General features: G+C 30.9%; 17 protein-coding genes, 2 pseudogenes and 1 CRISPR repeat array. Of the genes and pseudogenes, 3 read left to right on the forward strand and 16 right to left on the reverse strand.

The window, feature by feature from the left end; all coding sequences use genetic code 11:
• Positions 1–175 precede the first annotated feature (175 nt).
• From HALSA_RS07555 to HALSA_RS13340, 4 genes and pseudogenes are all read right to left on the reverse strand, one after another.
• Positions 176–1,006, reverse strand: coding sequence for a leucine-rich repeat domain-containing protein (locus tag HALSA_RS07555; protein ID WP_013405991.1), 831 nt, complete (start codon positions 1,004–1,006; stop codon positions 176–178).
• Between the two features lie 20 nt (positions 1,007–1,026).
• Positions 1,027–2,205: a YibE/F family protein gene (locus HALSA_RS07560; protein ID WP_013405992.1), complete on the reverse strand. Its 1,179-nt coding sequence runs from the start codon at positions 2,203–2,205 to the stop codon at positions 1,027–1,029.
• Positions 2,206–2,335: 130 nt separating this feature from the next.
• Positions 2,336–3,919 (reverse strand): alkaline phosphatase, encoded by a 1,584-nt coding sequence (locus HALSA_RS07565; RefSeq protein WP_013405993.1) that lies wholly within the window; start codon positions 3,917–3,919, stop codon positions 2,336–2,338.
• Positions 3,920–4,488: 569 nt separating this feature from the next.
• Positions 4,489–4,593 (reverse strand): annotated as a pseudogene (locus HALSA_RS13340) (1-phosphofructokinase family hexose kinase); the annotation flags it as partial.
• A gap of 312 nt (positions 4,594–4,905) precedes the next feature.
• On the opposite strand from HALSA_RS13340, the pseudogene HALSA_RS12475 reads away from it, so the two are divergent.
• Both HALSA_RS12475 and HALSA_RS07575 read left to right on the forward strand, forming a co-directional pair.
• Positions 4,906–5,686, forward strand: a pseudogene (locus tag HALSA_RS12475) (IS256 family transposase); the annotation flags it as partial.
• A gap of 117 nt (positions 5,687–5,803) precedes the next feature.
• Positions 5,804–6,937 carry a hypothetical protein gene (locus tag HALSA_RS07575; protein WP_013405994.1) on the forward strand — a complete coding sequence of 378 codons (1,134 nt, stop codon included), beginning with the start codon at positions 5,804–5,806 and terminating at the stop codon, positions 6,935–6,937.
• A 152-nt stretch (positions 6,938–7,089) separates the two neighbouring features.
• Positions 7,090–10,620: a CRISPR direct-repeat array (repeat unit 37 nt; unit sequence GTTTCAATCCTTATTTTAATGGATTAGTCATTGGAGC).
• A 258-nt stretch (positions 10,621–10,878) separates the two neighbouring features.
• On the opposite strand, the gene HALSA_RS07580 is transcribed toward HALSA_RS07575, so the two are convergent.
• The 11 genes from HALSA_RS07580 to HALSA_RS07630 form a co-directional block, all read right to left on the reverse strand.
• Positions 10,879–11,571, reverse strand: a complete 693-nt coding sequence (locus HALSA_RS07580) for a CRISPR-associated endonuclease Cas6 (RefSeq protein ID WP_013405995.1) — start codon at positions 11,569–11,571, stop codon at positions 10,879–10,881.
• An 11-nt stretch (positions 11,572–11,582) separates the two neighbouring features.
• The gene (gene cas4 / locus HALSA_RS07585; protein ID WP_013405996.1) at positions 11,583–12,173 is read right to left on the reverse strand and encodes a CRISPR-associated protein Cas4; all 591 of its coding nucleotides are present in this window, start codon (positions 12,171–12,173) and stop codon (positions 11,583–11,585) included.
• A gap of 16 nt (positions 12,174–12,189) precedes the next feature.
• Positions 12,190–12,480: a CRISPR-associated endonuclease Cas2 gene (gene cas2 / locus HALSA_RS07590; protein ID WP_013405997.1), complete on the reverse strand. Its 291-nt coding sequence runs from the start codon at positions 12,478–12,480 to the stop codon at positions 12,190–12,192.
• Positions 12,480–13,460 carry a CRISPR-associated endonuclease Cas1 gene (cas1, locus tag HALSA_RS07595; protein ID WP_013405998.1) on the reverse strand — a complete coding sequence of 327 codons (981 nt, stop codon included), beginning with the start codon at positions 13,458–13,460 and terminating at the stop codon, positions 12,480–12,482. The genes cas2 and cas1 overlap by 1 nt, the downstream gene beginning before the upstream one ends.
• A 24-nt stretch (positions 13,461–13,484) precedes the next feature.
• Entirely contained in the window at positions 13,485–15,944 is a 2,460-nt protein-coding gene (locus HALSA_RS07600; protein ID WP_013405999.1) for a CRISPR-associated helicase/endonuclease Cas3, read from the reverse strand.
• An 18-nt stretch (positions 15,945–15,962) separates the two neighbouring features.
• On the reverse strand, positions 15,963–16,682 hold the full coding sequence (gene cas5b, locus HALSA_RS07605) for a type I-B CRISPR-associated protein Cas5b (RefSeq protein ID WP_013406000.1): 720 nt from the start codon (positions 16,680–16,682) through the stop codon (positions 15,963–15,965).
• Positions 16,683–16,748: 66 nt separating this feature from the next.
• Positions 16,749–17,663, reverse strand: a complete 915-nt coding sequence (cas7b, locus tag HALSA_RS07610) for a type I-B CRISPR-associated protein Cas7/Csh2 (RefSeq protein WP_013406001.1) — start codon at positions 17,661–17,663, stop codon at positions 16,749–16,751.
• 2 nt (positions 17,664–17,665) lie between these two features.
• Positions 17,666–19,495 (reverse strand): TIGR02556 family CRISPR-associated protein, encoded by a 1,830-nt coding sequence (locus tag HALSA_RS07615; RefSeq protein WP_013406002.1) that lies wholly within the window; start codon positions 19,493–19,495, stop codon positions 17,666–17,668.
• A 259-nt stretch (positions 19,496–19,754) separates the two neighbouring features.
• Positions 19,755–20,720: a helix-turn-helix transcriptional regulator gene (locus tag HALSA_RS07620; protein ID WP_013406003.1), complete on the reverse strand. Its 966-nt coding sequence runs from the start codon at positions 20,718–20,720 to the stop codon at positions 19,755–19,757.
• A 514-nt stretch (positions 20,721–21,234) separates the two neighbouring features.
• Positions 21,235–23,931, reverse strand: coding sequence for a cation-translocating P-type ATPase (locus tag HALSA_RS07625; protein ID WP_013406004.1), 2,697 nt, complete (start codon positions 23,929–23,931; stop codon positions 21,235–21,237).
• 49 nt (positions 23,932–23,980) lie between these two features.
• Positions 23,981–24,907, reverse strand: a complete 927-nt coding sequence (locus HALSA_RS07630; RefSeq protein ID WP_013406005.1) for a 1-phosphofructokinase family hexose kinase — start codon at positions 24,905–24,907, stop codon at positions 23,981–23,983.
• Between the two features lie 174 nt (positions 24,908–25,081).
• Between HALSA_RS07630 and HALSA_RS07635 the strand changes: the two genes are divergently transcribed.
• Entirely contained in the window at positions 25,082–25,846 is a 765-nt protein-coding gene (locus HALSA_RS07635; protein ID WP_013406006.1) for a 4Fe-4S binding protein, read from the forward strand.
• Between the two features lie 195 nt (positions 25,847–26,041).
• On the opposite strand, the gene mntR is transcribed toward HALSA_RS07635, so the two are convergent.
• Positions 26,042–26,458: a transcriptional regulator MntR gene (gene mntR, locus HALSA_RS07640; RefSeq protein ID WP_013406007.1), complete on the reverse strand. Its 417-nt coding sequence runs from the start codon at positions 26,456–26,458 to the stop codon at positions 26,042–26,044.
• Positions 26,459–26,475: the final 17 nt, after the last annotated feature.

A 26,475-nucleotide genomic window follows, 5' to 3' on the forward strand; every position in this document is an offset into this window, starting at 1 on the left:
TTCATGCCAGGCAAACCAAAAAAAAAAGTACCTCAAAGAAAGGAGGTACTTCGAGTGAACCTCTCCACCTAAATCAAAGATTTGCATCAAAAGAGATGCTAGCTTCTCGTCGGATGGAGTTTTCTTGGCAGTTTTAGATAAAATCTTTATAATAATGAAGTAGTAAAAACATTGATCAATACATTCTTCTATAAATTAACTGGATATTTCGATCCAGCAGAATATTAATATTTTCCATATCTTCTGATCCTTCACTATAGTCAAGTTTGTTTTCCTCAAAATTAATAAAATCACCCTGGCCTAATCCTTCATTTTCAACTAAAGGTGAGATATCAGAAACATTATTATAGCCAAATGTTAAAGATTCTAAATTAGTAATTTCTGCTAAAGGTGAAATGTCTTCTACCTGATTATGAACAAAGTATAGTTCTGTTAAATTATTTAGCTGTGCTAAGGACGATATATCTTCAATTTCATTCCTGTCTAAAACAAGTCTTTCCAGATCATTCAGTTCAGCAATTTCAGTTATATCACTTAAGTGATTATTACTTAAATTTAAACTCTTTAAATTACTTACTTCTCCCAATGGATTGATATCAGTAAGATTATTATTTTCTAAATTTAGAACTTCTAATTTATCTAATTCAGCAAGTGGAGTTATGTCTGCTATATTATTTCTTTGTATATTTAATTCTTTTAAATCTTCTAATTCAACTAAAGGTGATAAATCTTCTATCTGGTTTTGACTTAAAATTAGCGTTTCTAATGCTACCAAATTGTCTATTCCTTCTAATGATTCTATTCCTTTGCTTACAGCATGCAGTTCTTTAATATCTTTAATTTCATCTTGATAAATTGCACCTGATGATTTATCTATGTTTTCTCTAACTGCTGCTTCTAAATTAGGATCTTCAAATTCAGCTTCTTCTCCCCTCATAATTCCACATCCTGAAACTAATAAAACTATTGATAAGCAAGCAATTAAAAACAACAATTTTTTCCTCATTTTCTCACCTTCTTTTGAGTTTAATCTTCTTTTTTAGAAAAAAAGTAATCTTTAATGCCAAATAAAGAGAAATCTGTCTCTATACTATAAATCCAGGCTGCAAAAATGGTAGTAATTGGTGCTACTAAAACTATGCCTATACTGCCAGTTAAAGTTCTTAATATCTCTGATACAATCAATCTCAAATTCATTATTCTGACAAAACTTGCTTCTCTAGTCATAAAGGCCATAAATAAAGTCATATAACTACCGATATATGCTAATAGTAAAGTGGTTGTCATTGTCCCGATTACCGCACTTCCAACATTAAAGCCCGATTTTGCTAATTCGAAAAAGCTAATATCCGGTTTTCTTAACTTGATTTCTTCTATAGTTGCAGCCATATCCATCGCTATATCCATTGCTGCTCCAGAAGCACCTATAACTACAGTAGCAAAAAATATATCTCTTATATTTAAATGCATATAACCAGCAAATAATACTTCTCCTACATAAGGAACAGACATACCATCTAAAGCTAATCGATTACCAAAAAAAACTACTATTCCAATGGTTATAATGAGACTACTGACTGTTCCAACAAAAGCTGAAATGCCTTTTTTGGTAAACCCGGCAATTGAAAAAACAATTAAAGCAGATAAAATTACTAAAACGAAACCAGAAAAATATAAAGGGTTTAAGCCATCTAGCAAACCCGGGATTAGTAAATTCCAAATTATATATACACTTCCTGCAAAAGAAATTAAAGCTCTTAAACCAGTATAACCGGCATATAATAATAAAAGTAATACAAAAAAAGCAACTAATATAAAAGTCCAATTTTGTCTATAAACATCTAGAGCAATCGCTCCTTCAAGTTCACCCTCAGGAGTTTCAAAAAGGCCCACAACAATTTCTTCACCTTCGCTGAAACTATAATCCCAGGCTAAACTACCTACTAACTGATTAGTGGCTCTTATTTGTTGACCTTGAAATTTACCTTCTTTTAATTCTACTTCAACAAATTGATTACCAAATCTAGTGATTCCGCTTCCTTGAACATCTCTATCATCTGTTTCTAAAACCACCCCTCTAGCTTCTCGACTAAATTCTTCATCACCAGGCTGATGGAAATAAAAGCCGGCAAATATAGCAATTAAGATTAACCCAATAATTAATGATATCATTCTCTCTTTATTTAGAAGTAACTTTTTGCTCATCTAACCCCTCCAATATTACCAATTATATATAAGATCTATTAAATTGTTTAAAAATAAAGTTAGCAGGCAGCCCAATTATTAGTCTACCTGCCAACTTTGAAATTTAGCATTTAATATTAACTATATTATTTTATCTGCCAAAAATCCTTCTTAGTAAGTTACGGCTCTCTTCTTCTTCAATTTCAGCTACTCCTACTTCTGGATCTAATTCAAAATCCAATAATCCAGCTGTAATTGTGGCTACATCTGTATTGTCAAGTCTACCTTCATAATTACTAGCTCCTGCACCATGAGCAGTAAGTTGGATAGCAGAACCGGTGTGAGATGAAGTATTCCAACCAATCTTAGCTCTTCTGGAAACAATATGAGCTAATGTAGACTGAGCTGGTGAAATCCAGGGAGCCTGTGGCCAATGAGCAGCCATCTCTTCAGTCAGTGCATCATCATCATAAGGAACATCATAATCCTGACCGCCATCATAAACGCCACCTACTCTTCCAGGACGACCAACATCTGCTTCATGACCATATTCTTCCTCAATAGCAACACCATGTTCCATCCAGTCCTGTTCTCTTGGTGTTAATTCATCTAAACCGAACTTATCAGCTATATCTTGATACCATTGTTCTTCATCTTCAAAAGCAATTCCTTCTTCAATAGAAGCCTCTTGAGCGAATACAGGTTCAAAATCTAAATAATAACCATATTCCATACCTTCACAACTGTTTAAACCTAAACCTCCAGTTTCGTGATCTCCTGCAACTATAATTAAAGTATTGTCAGGATTTTCTTCATAAAATTCTAATGCAACTCCAATCGCCTCATCAAAAGCAATTGTATCATAGATCATTCCACCTGGATCATTGTTGTGAGCTGCATGGTCAATACGTCCACCCTCAATTACCATCATGAATTCTCCATATTCTTCTAAAGTATTAAGACTAATATCTGTCATTTCAGCTAGACTGGGTTCTTCTGCCGAGTCTCTATCAATTTCATAACTCATATGAGTTGGATGAAATCCGGCTAATATTCTCTCTCTGCCTTCAGGGTCAAAATCTCTAAATTCATCTACATCTGCTGGACCCTCAAAAGTATTATAGCCAGCTTCTGCAAATTCTGCATACATATTTCTATCATCTGTTCGAGTTGAATCAGGATGATCTTCTGGATATAGATGTCTATATCCACCACCAGCTATAACATCAACTTCTTTTTCTAAATAATGTTCAATAATCTCATTTTCCATCCCTCTATCAGGTACATGAGAAGCAAATGCTGCTGGAGTAGCGTGTGTAACTCTTGTAGTAGTAACTAAACCAGTACCCCAGTCATTTTCCCTGGCCTTATCCATTATGGTAGTTGTAGGTTCATGATCAGTAGTTACACCTACATAACCAAAGTTGGTCTTATGTCCTGAAGCTAAGGCAGTTGCAGTCTGAGCAGAACCAGGTACTACTTTATCTGCACCATAAGTAGTAGTAACTGCCATTTCATCTAATCGATGCATATTCAATTCATAATCAGGATCATCATATTTATCCTGTAAATAATATTCTGTCAAAGTCGCCTGAGCATTACCTAAACCATCACCGATGAAAAAGAATACATGCTCTACTTCTTGCGCCTCAGTTTGAACAGGCATGAAAACCAAAGCTGCAATAAGAATAACCAATGTTGCTAAGCCTATTTTTAAAGTTCTTTTTAAAGACATCTAAATTTACCCCCTGTGTTTTATAAAATTTTAGTAAATCTTAATTCTTCATTAAATCTTTAAATGTCTTAAATTTAAAACTTTTTTCCTTTTACCACCCCTCATTAAAAATATTTTTGTTTCTCAATTAATTCTGATTCTATTTTTAAATAAAAAGAATCAGAAAGATTTAACTCTTAATACTACAAATATATTGCTAAACTAAACAATAAACTTTAAGTTATTTCTTAAAGTTATTTAAAAATACAAAAAAATAACACCACTTAAAATATATAAAACCAGAATTATTCTTTCTTTTTATAATTTAAAAGATTAAATAATTATTAGTTTATATATATATCAAATAGTGTTAAAAAAATAAACTTATATTCCCTACAATCCAAGAAACTAAAACCAATAGTATTTTGGCAACAATTATAGACAAAATATTTAATTTATTCACAATATTCTTGTTTATTATTATACTAACAAATCTTTCACTCCTTTTCAAGGAAAAATCACGAATTTTTGAAATTAATTATCTGAAGTTTAAAGGTGCAATATCACCTCATATTTTTGAATTAAATCCCTTAAACCATGCTCTGATATAATCTATCTGTATCTTCTTTACGACACAGCTCTGTACCAGGTGTCATCACAGCAGCAGAGCCTGCAGCTATACCATAAGCAAAAGCCATTTCACAGGAAAATTTTCTATATTGCTGTTGAGAGGCCCGCTCAAATATTATGAAGTTCTCACGGATAGAATCTTCAATCCCTATTTGATCAGCCCTCCATTAATTTGTGAATATCTCCAAAAATAAAATACAATTAAATATAACTTTCTTATTTTATAATTCTTTAATATCTTTAATTGTCCTGTATTTTTCTAACAGTAGTGTACAAATAAATTGTTTAAATAGATTTTAAATAAAAAAGAGGAATCCTTCTTTGAATGGTTGAAATATTTATTAGCGAAATAAAACCAAACCATAAGGAGGACTCCTCATGAATACTTAGGTAGAAAATCTGGCAATAGTCGTAATGGATCTTATCTTCGTGATTTCTTAACTCAACTTGGTAGTATTAAAGGCTTAAATGTTCCTAGAGATAGAAATAGTGAATTTCAAACTGAACTATTTCAACCCTATAAACGCTATGATAACTGGCTTGAAGAAGCCATAATAAACATGTATGCTAATGGCCTTTCCACCCGCTATGTGGCAGACTGGATAGAGCAAATGTACGGACAAAAGTACATTTGTACTTCTATCAGTAATCTAAGCAATGTTGTTCTTAAAGAGCTTAAACAGTGGAAAGAAAGACCGCTTGAAAAACGTTACAGTGTTATTTTCATTGATGGCATGAGCATAAAAGTCAGACGAGATACTGTTGCAAATGAATCTGTGTATATTATCATTGGTATCAATGAAGACGGTTATCGAGAAATACTTGATTTCTATATCGGTGCTACTGAATCAGCAGCTTTACGGGAGGAAATACTAAGTATTTTGAAGTTGGTATAAGGATAAAAATGAACTATTAGTATTTTATAAATATCCAGAAAGCATACATAAAGTTATATATACAACAAACTGGATTGAAAGAGCCAATAAAGAAATCAGAAAAAGATTAAAGCCTATGAATAGTTTGCCTAATGTACAAGCAGCTGAAAAAATTCTATATTTAAAGATTATTGAGTATAACTCAAAATTGTCTGGTAGAAAAATGAGAGGATTCTTAGCTGCAAAAGATCAACATCATCAACTATTTAAAGAAAGATACTGATTTATTTACACAAGATTCTTGACTTTATCTAAATTTCATCTCAAAATTAGATATGATAATATATATATGAAGTTTTAATCCTAAATCATCTTCTAAAAAATGAAGGAGTGAAAAATTATGAATTCCCAATTAAAAAACGCTATAATTAATCATCAACAAGAAAAAGTTAAACAAATTCTCAAAGAATTAAAAAATGATCCAAGATTTTCTCTGGTATCACTAATTGACGATTTATTGCCTTTAATGTTGATGGAATCCAATCTGAGCTATGGATCTTTCCATTTTGTAAAAATGAGCCTTTTTTTAAAAGAACTTTTGCAGAAGAAATATTTATCAAGAGAAGCTGAACTAGAAATTTCTAAGGTTGTAATTCTGGGATTATCTGAAAGACATTTTATTAATATAAAGGCAGACAGCAGCGGCTACAAAGAAAAAGAGGTAAAGCAAAAAAGTTATGATAAACTAACAGAAGAAATAAATAATGGGAACAGTCATAATGCCTTCTATTATGCACTAGGACTTTTAGAAAAACAACCCAAAGGCCTAAAAAAACACCTTCTTAATCTTGGTATGGAAAGAATTCCTGACAGTCTCGGGCACAGTGTAAGCTGTTTCTTCCCGGTTATGAGAGATATTGTTAACCATCATGATGATCTTGCAGCTACTGCTGTTTTAAGCTATATTATGTATCTCGCGCGCTACAACTATCAGGAGAAATATATTTCTAAGCAAGAGAAAACAGAAAAACCTTCCCTTGATGACCTGGAAGATTTAGGTTTAAAAGCAGTTTCAGGCAGTGGAATAGTTAACCTGCACCATATGATAACCTATTATACCTTTTTCATGCTGGAAGATAGCTCCTTTTATCAGCCGCTTCCTCCTTACAGTATCTTAAAAAATTACTTTGGCAATAAAAACATTGATCAAAAACGCCTAAAACTTATTGAAATAAATAAAAAAGAAACTCAAATTGCAGAAAGTTACCAGGAATTTAAAAATAATTTCACTCTATCAAATTATCAAGATGGCCTGTCTTTTCTCTTTTATAATTTAAATAATAATTTTAAAAATACTAATAGCTACCTTTATCAACTTTTTGCTGAATACTATAACCCAAATTGGAATCCCCACTATTATACAGGCCTCTATTGTGCTTTAGGACTTTATAGATCCGCTAAAATAAATGACAAAAAAATTAAGAAAATGGCTGTTATTCAAGCAATTGAATATTTTGTTAGTAATGTTCTTTAACTGCATAAGCTATATGAATTTCCCCCAAGTTTAGCCTGGTAGTGCAGGTTTCTTGGGGGTTTTTGTTGTTTTATATTCTGTATAAATTGCAGCTTGCTGCATTAAATTGCAAAATCATACTTTCACTGAATGAATAGTTTGATTTTCACGTGGTTTCAATCCTTATTTTAATGGATTAGTCATTGGAGCTTTCAATCTGTAAAGTATAATGTAACTAGGACTTAAGTTTCAATCCTTATTTTAATGGATTAGTCATTGGAGCCCTGGCCCGGCTCTACTATTTGCTCTAGTTTACGAAAGTTTCAATCCTTATTTTAATGGATTAGTCATTGGAGCCTAAAGATTTTAGCAGCTATGCAAATACAGATTACAGTTTCAATCCTTATTTTAATGGATTAGTCATTGGAGCCCAAAATATCTTTTTGCGTTCTCGGCGTTTTTTTCGTTTCAATCCTTATTTTAATGGATTAGTCATTGGAGCCCTTGAGAGTTTTCGAATTGACTTATCTGGTCTTTAAGTTTCAATCCTTATTTTAATGGATTAGTCATTGGAGCTCATCATCTTGATCCTGATCGTCCATCTCATCCAGATGTTTCAATCCTTATTTTAATGGATTAGTCATTGGAGCGAATAACGATGAAGAGCAGACTGATCTCGATCCGATGTTTCAATCCTTATTTTAATGGATTAGTCATTGGAGCAAGTTCTCCATTTACATCTGGGAAATATCCATTTTGTTTCAATCCTTATTTTAATGGATTAGTCATTGGAGCTTTTTGTAGGATTTTATAATGCAATTGGGAAATTTCGGTTTCAATCCTTATTTTAATGGATTAGTCATTGGAGCCTATAACTTCTCGCTGGATAGTTCTACCTAATTCCTGTTTCAATCCTTATTTTAATGGATTAGTCATTGGAGCTGTTTTATAACACTTGTCAAAATATTTAAGTTATTTGTTTCAATCCTTATTTTAATGGATTAGTCATTGGAGCATGATGGACAATTAAAAAAAACTTTTGAATCCTTGTTTCAATCCTTATTTTAATGGATTAGTCATTGGAGCCCATTCGTAGTTGTTTTCTATGATAGGAGTATCACACGTTTCAATCCTTATTTTAATGGATTAGTCATTGGAGCTTATCCATAGACACATAGCCCTCATATGCACCAAGTTTCAATCCTTATTTTAATGGATTAGTCATTGGAGCAGGGTTTATATCGTGGCGAGAGCTACTCAGATATGTCGTTTCAATCCTTATTTTAATGGATTAGTCATTGGAGCTAATATACAGACACCTTTTGCTATGTTAACAAAATAGTTTCAATCCTTATTTTAATGGATTAGTCATTGGAGCAAGCTAGATGTAGGCAGGGTTTTATACTTTAATGCATGTTTCAATCCTTATTTTAATGGATTAGTCATTGGAGCAATTAAGCAGTAAAGCATGGAATTCACTTTATATGTGGTTTCAATCCTTATTTTAATGGATTAGTCATTGGAGCATTGCCATCTGTTATTCCTCCTATATATTCAATATTTGTTTCAATCCTTATTTTAATGGATTAGTCATTGGAGCTTAGTTGAAAATTCTTATGCAGCTTCACCTATATGTTTCAATCCTTATTTTAATGGATTAGTCATTGGAGCAAGATGTTTTAATTGAGAAAGGACAAATGCTAGAAAGTTTCAATCCTTATTTTAATGGATTAGTCATTGGAGCCTACTTGACCTTTTTTCATAACTTAACCACCTCCTGTTTCAATCCTTATTTTAATGGATTAGTCATTGGAGCTAACAAACATAAGAGGGATAAGGATAATTATGCTCCGTTTCAATCCTTATTTTAATGGATTAGTCATTGGAGCAAGATAGCTGAAAGCCGAAAGCGTCTACGAGAACAGTTTCAATCCTTATTTTAATGGATTAGTCATTGGAGCTCGCAACAAAGTCAGCCCAAACCACCAACAACCAAGTTTCAATCCTTATTTTAATGGATTAGTCATTGGAGCTACTAACCACTCATCGCCGCCATTAACCTGATTGAGTTTCAATCCTTATTTTAATGGATTAGTCATTGGAGCTCATCAAGTGGTTTGGCTTGTTGTGTAGCAGCGAAGTTTCAATCCTTATTTTAATGGATTAGTCATTGGAGCTTTCTTTCATCTGGCATCATTTAATCTCCCTTCATGTTTCAATCCTTATTTTAATGGATTAGTCATTGGAGCAAGCCATGTGCTTATCCAGGATGCCCTAAATTAATGTTTCAATCCTTATTTTAATGGATTAGTCATTGGAGCCTAAGATTGGATATTGATGACGAAGAAATGCTAATGTTTCAATCCTTATTTTAATGGATTAGTCATTGGAGCTACCTCCCAGTCTTCTGGAAGGCTCATTATATAAGCGTTTCAATCCTTATTTTAATGGATTAGTCATTGGAGCCAATGCAACAACTTCTCATCCATCTTATGTTGTGCGTTTCAATCCTTATTTTAATGGATTAGTCATTGGAGCATATTCCAAGAAATTAAGAGGATAACAGGAAAGGGGGTTTCAATCCTTATTTTAATGGATTAGTCATTGGAGCTACTTTACCTACTTTGTTGTACTTTTTAAGCTCCTGGTTTCAATCCTTATTTTAATGGATTAGTCATTGGAGCAGTGAGCCTCTCCGTCTTCCCCGACCTTGATAGCTTGTTTCAATCCTTATTTTAATGGATTAGTCATTGGAGCAATGGTAGCTGCTTTTATTGATGATAACAAGCCTGAGTTTCAATCCTTATTTTAATGGATTAGTCATTGGAGCCCTATCAGGTTCGCCTTGTTGATACCCTGGTTGCCAGTTTCAATCCTTATTTTAATGGATTAGTCATTGGAGCTCAGTTTCCCAAACTAACCTCGTTACTCCTCCAGCCAGTTTCAATCCTTATTTTAATGGATTAGTCATTGGAGCAATTAATTATGAAAAAGAATGGTGTTATTTATTTAAGTTTCAATCCTTATTTTAATGGATTAGTCATTGGAGCTGATTCAGCATCGCCACGAAGCAATCCTTCAACAAGTTTCAATCCTTATTTTAATGGATTAGTCATTGGAGCTAAGGTGGTGAAGGATTGATGAGATTTAAGTCTTTAAGTTTCAATCCTTATTTTAATGGATTAGTCATTGGAGCTTTAATAATTCATTTTCAATTTTTCTTTTTAACTTGTTTCAATCCTTATTTTAATGGATTAGTCATTGGAGCAGAGTGCTAATAACGGAGGAACTGTTGAGCTTACATGTTTCAATCCTTATTTTAATGGATTAGTCATTGGAGCCAAGCTCGTCCCTATTATCATCAAAACCACCTCTGAGTTTCAATCCTTATTTTAATGGATTAGTCATTGGAGCTAATAGGGAGTCTTGTGTAGTCAAATACTTTTGAAAGTTTCAATCCTTATTTTAATGGATTAGTCATTGGAGCAGCGAGCCGGCTAACTCATCTATTACTACAGGCAAGTTTCAATCCTTATTTTAATGGATTAGTCATTGGAGCCAGATATGATGGCCTGGGCTATACTACACAGGATATGTTTCAATCCTTATTTTAATGGATTAGTCATTGGAGCCACGATTATAACTGCAGAGATCGCAATGGCAATCTGTTTCAATCCTTATTTTAATGGATTAGTCATTGGAGCCCGTTACGACTTTAATTTATTGTTATGATAGGCATTAGAGCAATTACTTTAGAATTTTTAAAGCATATTTTTTCTGAAAAATATTAATAAAATGATTAAAATTTATGCAAATGCCGCAGTTTTGACCATCTTGACCAAAGTTTTATATATGAAATTATAAAGGTTCAAATTTTTTATGCTAAATAATTTTGGATCAGAATTAATTAAATTATAACTTTCTTAGCTTAATTTTATATAGTTTTTTCCTAAAAATCAAGTTTAATCAAAAAGATTTTTTCGTCTGATTGTTCCAAATCCTCTACTTGTTGATTTTCCAAGACCAATTAATTCTGGTAAATAAATATTGCTATAAAAATGGCCTTTAAAACCAACCATTTCTTCATTTTTAAACTGAACAGAAATATCTTCTAATTTAGCTTCTAAAATTATTTTTTCTTCTATCCACCAATTTATTCCTTTGGCAAAGCTAAGAATATTACCAATTATTAACCTCTTTAAAAACTTCATTTTTTTATCTGTTTTAGCATCAATATAATTTTGAATGTATTTTTTATAGTTCTTTTGACTTAAACCCAACCAGGGAGTTAAAAAAGTATATTTATAAGAAGGCATATCATAGTCAGTATTAACAAATAATTCTTCATTATCTACTTTTAACCTGCTAGCAGGCGAATGATATATTTTATTATCAAGTCTCAATTTTTCTACTTCTAAAAAATTATTTATTATTTTTTCTGCACCATCCCCTAAACCAATTATTAAAGGCTTGTTATCAATTATTTTATATTGAATTAATGGATATTGATATCTCAAACTGCCATCTTTTTTATGTTGATGAAATAAAATATCATCAAATTCATTGGCAAAAAATCCTCTTAATTTATGTCCATATCTTACCGGCAGCTTATCTTCTAATTCATAATTTAATTTAGTTGTTTTAATTTCCAACATTATCCCCTCTCTTATTTTATACATATATTTCTATATGTACAATCCCTACATCTGCTTTTATAATTGGTTCTTTTTGGGAAATAACCTTTTTTAATGATATCAATAATTTCATTGAAAATAGTCTGTAATTCGGAATAAACATCTTCTCCTATATCAATTTCAATTAATTTGTTTTTGCTTCTGATATAAATAATAAACGCTTTATTAACTTGAATATTATAATTATCTCTGATCAGAAGAGAATACATTGCGGCCTGATACTTATGAGTTAAAAAAGTTCTTTTTTTGTATTTGGCAAATTTATAATCTAGAGAAGCTGCAGTTCCGTCATTTAAAAATAAAATTTCATCAACTATCCCATGAATATTATATTTTTCAGAATATAACTTTTCATTAATAATTTTCTTTTCTACACCAATCTTCTTTCTTAAATAGGATTTATTGATTTTACTTTTTTTCTGATGAGAACTTTTTCCTCGCTGAACTTTATATCTTCTACCTTCATGCTGAGATATTTTTAAATAAAGCATGTAATAGATAAAACGAGGGCAGTAAAGGTATTCCATTACTACTGATGGGGTTAAACTAATTTCTTTGCTCATGATTAGCCCCCTTTAATTAACCAAATAAACTTTTTAATTCATCGTTTACCATTGCTTTGTTAAATGCCTGTCCGATTAATTCGATCTTTTTAAAATCCTCCTGACACATTGGAAAAATATAAACTGAATCTTCATCAAGATTAATCAAATCCTCAGAATAAACAATTAATTCATCTAATAAATTACTATCAATATTACCAGCAAAAACAGATTTTTGTACCCTATATAAACCCTGTTCTATTGCTTTGTCAGCAATTTTCTTGCGAGGTTTATCTTCAACGATATCATAAATACACCAGACAAGCATTAATCTCCCTCCTCAATAATTCTATTGGCCAGATTATGACTATCGTATTGAATTGTATTATTCACTTTAATCTGTCTTCCTTTATAATAAATACTTTCATCAAAATATTTATTTAAAGCAGTTAAAAATATTTCCTTACCTTTTTTGTTTAAAGTCACTCCACCTTTTATTTGATCAAAATATGATTTTCTTACTTTTTTACGACTAAATAATTTCATTACTATCCTATCAATATGGTGCCTGTAAATTTCAATAAAATCAAAAACAAAAGATTTTTTATTATAACCATCTGTATGTAGTATTCCGACATATGGATCCAGACCAGCAATTATTAAAGCTTTTTCTACCTTGCCATATAAAACTCCATAACCATAATTTAATAAACAATTGAATTCATCTTCAGCAGGTCTAAAGGTTCTTTTCCCAAACTTATACCGGTCTGGCAATAGATAATTTAAAGCATTAAAATACCTTTTAGAGATATTCCCTTCATAACCCATGATTGAATTACGCATAATTTCTACTGGACCTGTTAATTTAGGGATTTTATCTTTTATTTTTTCCATTTCTTCTATAGTTTCAAATAAATAATTTTGCTTTTCTTCTCCTCTTTTAATGCCAAGATCATAAAGATGTTTAATCATATTTTCAGCCTTTTCTATCATAATTTCCTTAATTATTTCAGTCCCCTCTTCACTGTCTGCCAATTCCAACTGACGGCGTCTAATATAAGTAGTACTGCCAAGTTTAGAATGCCAGACTTTACCCATAGACCTCCCGAAATGATCTAGAAACTGTATTTCTATGTTATTTTCCAGGGCCAGCTTAACTGCGTCGCTACTGATAGCTGCTCCTGTAGTAATTAATATAGAGTCAACTTTTTTAGCAGAAACTCTTTTCTTTTTATCATCAGCTTTTATTTCAAAAGAACTCTGTTCAACATGGAGATAGCTGCCGTAGGTATTAATGATCAGCTGCATGATTTTCACATCCTCAAAAATTAATTAAAAGAAAGTTTCAGTTTCAATTTCCCGTCTTTTAAACCCTGTGTTTAAGTTATATACATCTTCAATCTGAAATGGGCTTATATAATTAAAGTTATTTTTTAACTGCTCATCGCCAAGATGCTTTTCAGCAGTGAATTTGGGAATAGTAATTACATAAGATAAAAATTCTTTCTTAATATTTTCAAATTTAGCTTTTTTAAGCATAAATTCTTCAATATTATAACTTTCTAGACCACTGATTTCTTTATACTCTTCCCAGAGCTCTTCAGCGTCTTCATCTACTGCCATAAACAAATTAACTGTATTATAATCATCAGTAATCAACCTAAATATTTCTTCTTTTTCGTCTTTAAAGAAAGATTTTTCATATTTCAAATTTTTAATTTTACTAATCAATGTTTCTGAATTATCATTACTTTTTAGTTCGTTTATTTTGTTAAAGTATTTTTGATTCATTTCAAAAAAATCATTTTCTCTAACTATCTCAGGCAGTTCAGTAATAATATCAGAAGTGATTTTTAATAAAAAATTATCATAAATATAAGATGCATAATCTTTATTATTATGATTTTCATTTACTAATCTAAACAATTTGACTGTACCCCTATTTTCAGGGTCAAAGTTTCTATTACACCTACCACAGGACTGATTTATAGAATCTAAAGGAGCAAAATCTCTATAAACTCTATCTAAATCAATATCTACCCCTGCCTCTACCATCTGGGTTGAAACTATAATTTGTCTTTTCTTCTTACCGATTTTTTTTATTCTTTTCTGCCTTTCTTTAGGTATAATATTGCTTGATAAATAAATCAATTCTCCATTAATAATTTCCTCGTTGATTAATTTTTCAATATAATTAAATATATGGATTGAACTCTTAATTGTATTAAGAATAATTAAGAAGCTTCGATCATAAAATTCTATGAATTCCTCTTCTATAAAATCTTTAAACTGCTCTAATGTAAGCGGCTGCTTAAACATAGTGGTGTCTAAATTTATCCGATCAAAAAATTTAAAATAATCTCTTTTACTTGTAGCTAATTCTTTAATTTCTTGCTCTTTTTCATTATAAATCAAAGGCATTGTAGCAGTTAGAAATATAAAATAACAATTTAATTTTTTAGCCATATCTGATAAAAACTCTTTAATAAGTTTCCAGTATTTATGAGGAATATTCTGTACCTCATCTAAAATAATAATAGAATTGCAAATATTATTAAATTTAATCAAACTACGATTGCGGTTGGAAAAAATTGAATGCAGGAGCTGAACAAAGGTGGTAACAACTATTTCGGACTGCCAGCTTTCTATTAAATGCTTTGAAATATCGTAATCTAATTTCTGACTTTCCTTGTCTTCCTCATTTAAATAATAATTTTTAGCATTTAAATAATGATGTTTAATTATTTTTGTACTATCAACTTTCATATCGGAATGATTTAAAACATCTAAAAAGACATCATAATTTTGATCAATTATTGAAGTGAAAGGCAGTGCATAAATTATTCTAAAATCTTGAGAAATTTTATTTCTTAATTTTAAAGCAGCAGAAAAAACAGAAAGAGTTTTTCCAGCTCCTGTTGGAACATTTATAGATAAAATACGTTCATTTTCAATATTTATGTTTTCAATTTGATTGACAACTTCATCATAAATTTGATTTCTCTTTATATTGATTTTACTATCTGGTTGATTCCACCCTTTTAAATTTCTATAATTATTTACTAAATCATCAGGTAAATCACTTCTGTTTAAAGCAACTTCTTTTAAATCTTTAAAGCTGTAACCTTTGCTATAAAATATAGCCTCTGCTTTATCGGCAAAAATTAAAATGGAAAATAATAAATTGGAAATCAAATAGTAGTTAAAATCTTTATTAGGTTTGTTTTTAAAAGTTCTCAAATTTTTTCTGAATCTCCAATTTGTAAACTTATTTTTCAGATCATCAAAATCAATCGATGATGGTTTAAAATCAAAATCACTAATTTCAACACTTATACTATCTAACTCATTAAAATCTAAAGCTTCAAATTGTTTTCTTAACTTTGGCCAATCACTCTCATCAAATTTAAGCATATTATCTAAGTCTTTGAAATTACTGTGATGACGATAAACAGTTATAAAAACAATCCAGACCAAAATGTCATCTTCTAAAATCTGATCTGCAAATTGGTAGGCTAATAAAGAAGAAATATGGCTATGTTTACTCAGTTCTTGATTAAATTCACCTTCTTTATTCGACAATTTATTCCCAAATGAACTCTTCTCTAATTTAATCTGAAAATAATCTGTAGCTTTTCCAAAGTCATGTGTCAATAAAATAATTGACAAAGCTTTTTCAATTTCAGCCAAGTTAGCGAAATTTAATTTTTTTCTTGCAAAAATTTCTTTACCAAGCATATATACATTATTCAAATGATCAATTAAAAATTTTTCTGGATGAGAATATAACATATAATCATCCTTTCTAAGTTATAAAAACAAAAGCCTGTTATTATTAGAATCCTTATAATATTTATTAACATTTACTTTAATACTTTTACCATTTTTTTCAAATAAAACCTGTGCATAATCAGTTACAGTCCTATCACTTTTCATTTCCACAGCAATTTTATCACTAAAATATTCTCGACCATTCTGACTAAAATCAATATCACCTTTGCTGATATTTTCTGTATCAATTCTCATTACAGTATTAATTTCTTGCCAGCTGTTTTCGTTAATTTTTTCTACTTCTATTTCCTCAATATACTTAAAGTTAGCAAGATTTTCGCTTAATCCCAGGGATATTGAATATACAGTTTTATGATTTTTCAATTTTTCTTTAAGATTATTATATAAATCTTCATCCTGATGCATAAAATATATTCTATATTTAGCATCTTTTAAAAATTCAGTTTTAATCTGGGTTCTGGTTTCAATTTGAGACATTAAAGCAGCTTTTTTAGTATCAATTAAATTTAAATTTATCCTTGTTTTATTAACAGGATTTTTAATTTGTATCGCTATTTTACACAGACCTTCATTAAATTTTTTTAAATACTCCTCTTTTGAAAACCCTAAGATTGCAGAAATAATGCCGTATAAGGTAGTTTTAGGAGGAATAGAAAAAGTTAAAGGTGAAGTTGTAGTATAATATTTTTTAAAATGTGCATAATCAGCCCAGATATCAAAAACTAATGCTTTATTCATTATCCTTCTCCTTTCTATATATCTTCAGGTGAACTATTATAGTCCACCCAAAGATTAATATTTAGTTTAAATATTTAGCTCTTTAAATAATTCTAAATCATTTAAATTAATTCTTTTAGAATCACTAATAAATTCAACTCTAGGATTAACTTTATACTCAACACTATCAATTTTTTCTGAATTAGTTTCAATTACTGCTAATAAATCACTAATATCTAAACTATAATCAGAAACATCTCTTATTTCTTCTTCTCTTAGATCAGTATTTAAATTTATATAACTTTTTAATTCACCTATAAAATAATTTTCTTCACTATAATTCACTTTTAATAATAATCTGGGTGTCTGTCCGACTTTAGAGCGGGTAATTAAATTTTTAGTTCCTTTCCAGATACCTTCCAATAATAATTCAACATCATCCTGGGTCAATTTAGTACTTTGAGCTGCGTTTTCATTGATAATTCCATAAAAACCAACTAAAGAATAAGGAACTACATATTCTTCTCTAAAAGTTTTTTTAGTTTTTCCCGACCCTGAAGCAAAAGCTCCTGTACCTTTTATATAGTTTAACTCTACTTTATGTAGAGAGCGACCCATTTGAAACTGTACAGAACCGGTATAGGTAATAGAGTCACCGGTCAGAGGAATTACTCCGCCAAACATTCTGACATCTATACATTGATCTAAAACTTTTTTTGGATTTTCTTTAAAATCTTTAGCTCTTTCCTTCCCATCTTGTATACTTTGGTCATCATTTTTGATTTCTCTAACAAATATATCTTTTCCATCTTCACCATTAAAGCCTTTATAATCAAATAAATAATCTCTAATAGTACGCTTTAATCTTACATCAGTTACCAGGTTAATTCCAGTTTCTTCATCAATTCGCGGCTTGTTGGCATCAAGTGGATCACCATTTGGGTTTGCATCCTTAATATCGTATAAAAAAACTATCTCACTTCTTTGATCTATAATAGCCATTTTTACTCCTCCTCAGATTTTTGAAAGTTAAATTTATTAGCCTGATTCATTCCAGTTACAAAATAAAATGAAATTTCATTATTGCTAATCTCAGATAAGTTACTTTCTAAAATATAATCTGCAATTAGTTCTTCTAATTGTTTATAATAATTTTTATCATATTCTTCCAATTTATTGATAATTTCTGTATATAGTCTTTTAATTATTTTTTCGTTGAGTTTAAGTCCATTAAGTCTGGCTCTAAATGGATTAGAGCCATCTCTTTCACTACTCTGGATATTCAAAAGTTTCTGTGCTAAAACGCCTTCAAGAAAAACTAATTTTTTGCTGTTACTGTTAAGTACATCATTATGCTCATCCAGAAAATCAACAATATTCTTTTTATATTCACTATCAACTGTAGGCATAGATTTTTCCTCCTTTCCATTCTGATTTAATAAATCCAATTTATTTAAAAACTTTAAAATCTGAAGTGCTTTTAAATTATCAAGCCAGTATGACTGACTATTAATAAACTTTTCTCTAATATGATATATAAACCTATTTATCAACAAATCATAGGAAACTTTTTTCTCAGAAAAAATATTATTGGTAATCTCTAAAAAAAACTTTGTGAAATCTTGTTTGCCTCTTTGGTTAACATAAAAGAAATTACTAATAGTATTAAAAGTAAAAGAAAGTTTGAAAGGTCCATCTTTCCCCTGCAAATTAACAAATAATTCATCTTTATCTATTTTATCCTTAGCAGCAAATATTTTCTGAATATAAGAAGGCAATACATCTTCCACATATAATAAAATTCTAAAAGCACTATTAATTTCTTCATAAAACATTATATTAAAGTTAACATAATTCTTAAATTCACTCATCATCTGAAAAAGATCATTTTGAGAACCAGATAGAGATTTTTTATTTTCTTTTTCTAATGATAGTTTTTTCTTATCTTCTAAATCTCCTAGTATTTCAAACATTTCTTCAGTTTCCGTTTCTGATGCAAAAATTGTTTTAGGGATAATAAAGTAATTAATTCCGCTAAATCGTGAACTTAGATTTTCCTCTAGATATTTTTTTCCTAAATCTAAAGTCCTTGCACAATCAGAACATACCGGATAATTCTTCCAGGACTCCCCTCTATTAAAGCCACCAGTTGTAAACCCTGGTTTATCTAAAGTGTAAAACGCAAATGTTCCTACATAACCATAAGTTTTATCTTTTTCTTTAGAACAGATATAACATTTATTATTTTTCCCAACTGAATTTTTTTCTGCCTTATTATATGATTTTTTGAAATAAAATCCTTTTTCATAGTTATCTAAAAGTGACTCAGTAAACTTATTAAAATCTCCTACATATTTAATCTGATCATTTTCCTGTAGAGCAATAGTTAACACAGCATTGTCATCATAGGAAATTACTTCTAATTCCTGATAAATTTTATCTTTTAATTCTTCGTCCTGAAATAAATTAAATATCTCAATTATAGTTTCTTCTTCTTGATTAAGCTCATCCTGTTTTTTTATTTTATTAACTAATTTTTTTAAAGGCCTCTGTATTCTGGAATAAGTAGACTCCAATTTAGTAATCTTAGACGTTGGAGTTAAATCTCCTCCACGTGGATTTCCATAAACATATGCATATTTATCCAACTTTTTCTTTGTGAATTCTTCCATTTGTATTTCCTGGTATTTTAGTTCCGCATCATTGTTAAATAAAACTACTAAAACAGTATTATATTTTCCGTTAGAATTTGGGTTTTCCACAACCTGACTTAAAAAACTTGATTCCGTTTTATCTTGAACATAATCTCCCATCACTTTTAAAGCATGAATCACATTAACACCTCCGTTTTTATATTAATTTTAATGTTATTAATAAGTATTTATATCTATTTTTATTATACCAAATCAAATCAAAATTTTCAAATAATTTATTTTTTTAGTTTTTTTTGATATAATTATATTGCTAGTAAAATAAAGTTTGAAATATGTTCTTAATTAGTGAAATTAATCCACTATAATAAGGATTGAAGAATTTCACGCTTTTATCTTACCATCACCCACTGACACCGTAGTGTCGCGTACACCTGTTTTTTTAATAATTTTCTAGCATTTTTTCTATTTCCTGCTGTATTTCTGCTCTGAGATCCTGGGGTGAAAGCACTTCTGCCTCAGAACCATAGCCTAAAACCCATTTTTTAATCTCCTCTCTGCTGGTGGTTTTAACATTAAAAATAATCTCGTTTTCACTTATTTCTTCAATTTCCTGTTGATCATTCCAGCGGTATTCAGGTACAAAGCGAGCTGTTTTACCACTAAATTTTATTTTTACTTCCATTTCTTTTTTACCCTGTTCAACTCCCCAGGAATTCTGCAACTCATCTGAAAGAGAAAAATTATCAGGCAGCTCGAATTTTTCTTCAGTTAATTGCAACTTTTTAATTCTATCAATCCTGAACATTCTCTTCTCATCTCTTAAGTGACAGAAAGCATAAAGATAGGGTGCTCCATTATTAAAAAACAGGTTATAGGGATCAAGCTTTCTCTGTGTTGTCCGGTCACTGCTCATTGAATAATAATCAATTATTATTTTCTTTTCCTCATTCATTGCTTTTTTGAGCAGCTCAAATTTCTGCTGATATTCTTCTAACTCTACAAAGGGTTCAGAAATAATCTCATAATTTTTTATATAACCACTCATACTGTTTTTTAAAAATTCTGGTAGTGAATTATATACTTTGGCCAGCCCAGATTCCAATTCTTTTTTCATGGGAAAACTTCTATTCTGATATTCTTTGGCCGCCAGCAAAACAGCCTCTGTCTCTTTTTGATCTAAATTGGGAGCCTTAAAACGAAAATTATCGAGTATTTTATATTCTTTGAGATGGTTATCATAATAAATCGGAACTCCCAGCTCTTCCATCACTCTTTTATCCCAGTGAAAAGTTCGCTCTGATATATTAAAATAATCAGCAAAATCCTTAGCTTCCCAGTGTTTGTAAGGTTCATTTAAAAGCATAATCATTTTTATAATCCTGAAGATTCTATTTGTATCGGCCATCAAACCACCTCTTTCAAAATATTTTGCAAAATTATATCATTAAAATAGCAAATTTAGGAATTTGTTTAATATTTATATTCGTGATTAAATAGAACAATCCTTTAAATAATTAATCAATTAATAGTTTATTGATTAAAATAATATACATTCTTTCATTTTAGCGGTTTTCAATTCTAAAATGGCCCTTCTTAAAAAAGAAGGGCCATTAATTTTATAGCTATTTAATTTTAATCAATATCATTTAAATGATTTTTATCTCTCTTTGAAATCATACAATTAGCACCTGATCTCTAAATACTTCTTTTTTAAACCTCTGTAAGTAATAATATCTACAGATAAACCCAGAACTTACTTAATATCTAATTTAACTGCAGTACCTCTTGCAAAAAAGCCAAATATACCAGCTTTATTAATCTTATGATCGATAAAACTAAATTTGGATAGTATGAGATTCCTTATACAGCCCATTTAAATTTAATATATTTACTATCCAAAAATAATTATTATCGCAAATCTAATAAAAATTTCTGCTTATATATTTTTCTAATTCCACAACTAAGAATAGTAAACAGTTAACCCCAATTATAATTAACCAGTGTGATAAATTTAAAGGGGCAACATCGAAGATGGTCTGGATCGGAGTAAAATATACAAACATAAACTGAAGTACAACAACTGCTCCTACGGCTTTCCAGACCCAGGGTGTTGCTTTAAAACCTTTTAAGTTTAAAGAGCTTTTAGTCATATAACGACTATTAAACAAATAAAAAATTTCTCCATAAACCAGCATGTTTACAGCAAGACTTCTAGCCAATGGAAGTGCTAAATCGTTGGAAATTGCCCAGGTATATATACCTAAAGTTGTAGCAGTTAAAATTACCGAAACAAAACCTATTCTCAACAGAAGTGAAAAAGGTGTTAATGATTCACCCGTATCTCTCGGTGGCCTTTTCATAGCATCTTCTTCCATCGGTTCAAAAGCAAGTGTTAAAGCCAGGGTAACAGCAGTTATCATATTTATCCACAATATCTGGACTGGAGTAATTGGTAGACTAAAGCCAAATAATACAGCTGCCATGATAACTAGAGCTTCTCCCCCATTTGTTGGCAGCATAAATAATAGCGCCTTTTTTAAATTATCGTAAACCGTTCTACCTTCTTCTACCGCATTTATAATAGAGGCAAAGTTATCATCAGCCAATACCATTTCTGCAGCTTCTTTAGTGGCTTCTGTACCATTAATACCCATTGCAACACCAATATCTGATTTCTTGAGGGCTGGAGCATCATTAACTCCATCACCTGTCATAGCGGTTATATAACCCAACTCCTGCATAGCTGTAACTAATCTTAACTTATGTTCTGGACTTACTCTTGCAAAAACATAAGTTTTTTCTATGACTTCTTTTAATTCAATATCATCTAAGTTATTAATTTCATTTCCGGTTATTACCTCAGAAGGATTTTCAATCCCAAGTTGAGCAGCTATTGCAGAAGCTGTTGTAGCGTGATCACCGGTTATCATTTTAACTTTTATATTAGCTTCCTGGCATTCCTTTACTGCCTCGATAGCTTCCTTGCGAGGTGGATCCATAACTCCTATAATACCCAGGAATATCATCTCTGATTGGATATGATCTAAGGATAGCTCCTTTGTATTTTTATCAATTTTTTTATAAGCTAAAGCAAGAAGACGATAGCCATTACTTGCCAACTCATCCTGTCTTTTTCCCCAGTAATCTTTATCAAGTTTTTTAGAGCCTGCTTCAGTTAATTGCTCACCACACATATCTAATACTACTTCTGGAGCACCTTTTAGATAAATTATATTATTGTTATCTCCCTGATTTAAAGTTGCCATATATTTTTTGTCTGAGTTGAAAGGAATTGAATCCAATCTGGGATTGTTTTTGGCAAGAGTCTTATTATCATAGCTGCTTTTAGCAACTAAAGTCTTTAGAGCTCCTTCTGTGGGACTACCTTCTATTATCCAGTTGTTTTCTTTTTGAACCAACCTTGCATCATTATTTAAAGAAGCATTTTTCAATAATTCTTTGAGTACTGATTCTTTTGAAAGATCTACTTCTTTTTCCTTATTTATTAATTTACCAGATGGATCATATCCATTACCGCTTATAGTATAATCTTTATCGGCTGTTACAACAGTTTTTACGGTCATTTCGCCTTCTGTTAAGGTCCCTGTTTTATCTGAAGAAATAATAGAAACAGAACCCAGGGTTTCAACTGCCGGCAGCTTCCTTATGATTGCATTTCTAGCAGCCATTCTCTGTACCCCAATAGCCAGGGTTATTGTGATAACAGCAGGTAAACCTTCCGGTATTGCGGCAACAGCTATTCCTACCACTGATAGGAAAAGTTCATCAAAGGGAGTACCCCTTAAAAACCTACCGATCAATAATACTAAAAAGCCTAAAGACAATATGAATAATGTTAGTTGTTTACCGAATCTATCTACCTGTTGAATTAAAGGTGTTTTTAATTTTTCTACACTTGAGATCATTTGATTTATCCGGCCAATTTCTGTATCTTTTCCTGTGGCAACAACAACACCTATTCCTTCACCTGAAGTTACTATAGTGCTGGAATAAGCCATGTTTTTTCTATCCCCAAGTGCCAGTTCTTGTTTAAAAATTTCAGTCTTTTTTGAAGCCGGTACTGACTCACCGGTTAAAGATGCCTCATTTATTGATAGATTCTTGCTTTCAATCAACCTTAAATCTGCAGGTACCTTATCACCGGGTTTTAAATAAATTATATCTCCGATAACAACTTCCTCAGCAGTTATCTCTCTGATCTCCCCTTCTCTTTTTATCCTTGCTGTAGTTGACAGCATGTTTTTAACAGCATCAAGGGCCTTCTCTGCTTTACCTTCCTGAATATAACTAATTAAACCATTTATAACAACTACAGCTAAAATAATTATAGTATCAATCCAGTGCCCCAGCAATGCAGTTACAATCGCAGCAGCAAACAATACATAAATTAATACATTATTATAATGACTTAAAAACTTCAGCACTGGATGCTTTTGAGCTGGAGAAGGTAGTTTATTCTTCCCAAAATTATCCAGCCTTTCAACCGTTTCTTTTTTCGATAAGCCATTTTTTGAAGTTTCAAACTTTTTTAAGGTGTTTTCAATACTTGTTTTGTACCAGTCATAATTATCTAATTTATTTTTATCTATTTTCAACTATATCCCCTCACTAATTTCATTATCTAACTTTTTTGAATTAAATCTCTTAAATCATGCTCTTATACAATCTATCTGTATCTTCTTTCCGACACAGCTCTGTACCAGGTGTCATCACAGCAGCAGAGCCTGCAGCTATACCATAAGCAAAAGCATTTTCAATTGAATTACCCTGTGAAAGACTTAAGACCATTCCGGCAACCATACTGTCACCAGCTCCAACCTTGCTTTTAATAGGTACAGTAGGTGGCCGCATAAACTTAGCCTTATCTTGATAAACAAGCAGAGCACCACCGGCGCCAATGGAAATAACAATCATCTCACAGCAGGAATCATTAACAAACTTAAGAGCATATTTCTTTATTTCTTCTTCATCCTGAAGTTCCTTCCCAACCAACTGCTGAAACTCACCGATATTTGGTTTAATTAAAAAAACTCCCTCTTCCATGACCGCTTTTAAAGGAGGACCGGAAACATCAACTATAACCTTTGCTCCTCTTTTTTTGGCAAGTCCAGCAAGTTCTGCATATATTTTATCATCAGTACCCACCGGGATACTTCCACTTATAACAAAATACTCAGGAAAATTTTCTATATTACTAAAAATATCAAATATCATCTGGTATTCACTATCACTTATTTTTGGGCCTGGCATACCAAATCTATATTGCTGTTGAGAGGCCCGCTCAAATATTATGAAATTCTCACGGATAGAATCTTCAATCTCTATGGACTTTAAATTAAGTTCTTCTTGCTCCAGAAGTTTATCCAGCTTTCTACCTGTAAAACCACCTGAGGTATAGACAAGCCTGGAACTTCCACCAAGTTTTTTTACTGCCCGAGAAACATTTATTCCTCCTCCACCTGGTTCATATCTAACTGTGTCACAATGAAGCTTAGCTTCAACCCTTACATTATCAACTTTTGCGCTTTTGTCAACAGTTGGATTAAGTGTAAAAGTAAGAATTTTTTCCATGATCAGCCCTCCATTAATTTGTGAATAGCTCCAAAAATGAATTTAAATATAACTTTCTTATTTAATAATTCTTTAATATCTTTAATTGTCCTGTATTTTTCTAAAATCAGCTTGACAATTATCAAGATATGTTATATCGTAATATCGAGATTTAATAATATAAGGAGGAATAAAATGCCTGCCGATTCAAAGTATTATATTGAAACAAACAGAGCATTTACTTTATTAAGAAAATATTCTTGGATTTTTACTCTAACCATTGCAATTGGAGGGCTCTGGTTTCCAAAGTTAGGACTTTTTGTACTGCCAATAATGGCAGGTTTAACCATAACTGCTTTTTTTAAAGGAAGATACTGGTGTGGTAATATTTGTCCCCATGGCAGTTTATTTGACTCTTTATTAATGCCATTAAGCAAAAATAAAAAAATTCCTGATTTTTTAAAGTCTAAGTATGTACAATACGGGTTTTTTATCTTTTTTTCTTTTCAGGTGGGAAGAAAGTTTATCGATGCCTGGAGTAATTTTGGGCAACAAAGCTTTTTTGATCAGCTCGGAATGATTTTTGTTGCAAGTTATTTAATGGTAACCATTTTAGGAGGGCTAGCTACAATCTTTATTTCTCCCAGAACCTGGTGTCAGTTTTGTCCAATGGGTACTTTACAGCGATTTAGCTATAAGGTAGGAAAAATATTAAATGTTGCATCTAAAACAGATAAAAAAGTTACCATTGAGTCAGAAGAATTGTGTAAAGAATGTGGACTGTGTTCTAAAGCCTGTCCAATGCAATTAGAGCCATACAAAAATTTTAATGAAGATGGTCAGTTTGAAAGTGAAGAATGTATTCGCTGTGATGTCTGTGTACAGAACTGTCCGATAAATATTCTTGAGATTAAAAGTTTAGATGATGAAAATAATGAAGATCTAAAAAATGCTCAATAATTTGAGCTTTAAAAAAGAACTGGATTATGACATCCTTATCCTTTTTGATAGGGATGTTTTTTAATTGTTTATCTAAAGCATCTTTATTATAAATTTCGCTGCTCAAACTAACCTAAAAGAGGAATCCTTTTTAATAGTTGACATATTATAGTCTCAATCTATTAAGGATTCCTCTTAAATAATAGCTTAATTTTTCTAATTTTGATCTTTAAATTGCTTGAACTCTTTTAATCTTTCAGGATTTTCTTTAAAAAAACTAACCAGAGCTATCACACTTTCAATAGTTTTATCACTTAAATAATGCTCTATACCCTCAATATCCTGCTCAATAATTTCTTCATCTTCTATACCTAATATATTAAAAAATTCTTCTAACAGCTTGTGATTTGAGCTAATTCTTTCCCCAATAATCTCACCTGTCTTAGTTAATGTCATCCCCCGATAAGGCTCATAATTAATATAACCCTCTTCATCCAATTTTTTTATCATCCTGCTTACTGTCGAAGGAGAAATATCTAGCTTTTCAGCTATATCATTGGTTCCTGCGTAACCCTTAATTTCTATGATATCATAGATGCATTCAAGATAATCTTCCATTACAGTTGTTAACATTTTTATCTCTCCATTTA

This window comes from Halanaerobium hydrogeniformans, from assembly GCF_000166415.1.
GTDB lineage: Bacteria > Bacillota > Halanaerobiia > Halanaerobiales > Halanaerobiaceae > Halanaerobium > Halanaerobium hydrogeniformans.

Coding starts and splice junctions, on each gene's coding strand:
- HALSA_RS07600 (WP_013405999.1), bottom strand. CDS start 15,944: ATGTTATATTCTCATCCAGAAAAATTTTTAATTGATCATTTGAATAAT.
- mntR (WP_013406007.1), bottom strand. CDS start 26,458: ATGTTAACAACTGTAATGGAAGATTATCTTGAATGCATCTATGATATC.
- HALSA_RS07630 (WP_013406005.1), bottom strand. CDS start 24,907: ATGGAAAAAATTCTTACTTTTACACTTAATCCAACTGTTGACAAAAGC.
- cas7b (WP_013406001.1), bottom strand. CDS start 17,663: ATGGCTATTATAGATCAAAGAAGTGAGATAGTTTTTTTATACGATATT.
- HALSA_RS07565 (WP_013405993.1), bottom strand. CDS start 3,919: ATGTCTTTAAAAAGAACTTTAAAAATAGGCTTAGCAACATTGGTTATT.
- cas4 (WP_013405996.1), bottom strand. CDS start 12,173: ATGAGCAAAGAAATTAGTTTAACCCCATCAGTAGTAATGGAATACCTT.
- cas5b (WP_013406000.1), bottom strand. CDS start 16,682: ATGAATAAAGCATTAGTTTTTGATATCTGGGCTGATTATGCACATTTT.
- HALSA_RS07620 (WP_013406003.1), bottom strand. CDS start 20,720: ATGGCCGATACAAATAGAATCTTCAGGATTATAAAAATGATTATGCTT.
- HALSA_RS07580 (WP_013405995.1), bottom strand. CDS start 11,571: ATGTTGGAAATTAAAACAACTAAATTAAATTATGAATTAGAAGATAAG.
- cas1 (WP_013405998.1), bottom strand. CDS start 13,460: ATGCAGCTGATCATTAATACCTACGGCAGCTATCTCCATGTTGAACAG.
- HALSA_RS07555 (WP_013405991.1), bottom strand. CDS start 1,006: ATGAGGAAAAAATTGTTGTTTTTAATTGCTTGCTTATCAATAGTTTTA.
- HALSA_RS07635 (WP_013406006.1), top strand. CDS start 25,082: ATGCCTGCCGATTCAAAGTATTATATTGAAACAAACAGAGCATTTACT.
- cas2 (WP_013405997.1), bottom strand. CDS start 12,480: ATGCTTGTCTGGTGTATTTATGATATCGTTGAAGATAAACCTCGCAAG.
- HALSA_RS07575 (WP_013405994.1), top strand. CDS start 5,804: ATGAATTCCCAATTAAAAAACGCTATAATTAATCATCAACAAGAAAAA.
- HALSA_RS07560 (WP_013405992.1), bottom strand. CDS start 2,205: ATGAGCAAAAAGTTACTTCTAAATAAAGAGAGAATGATATCATTAATT.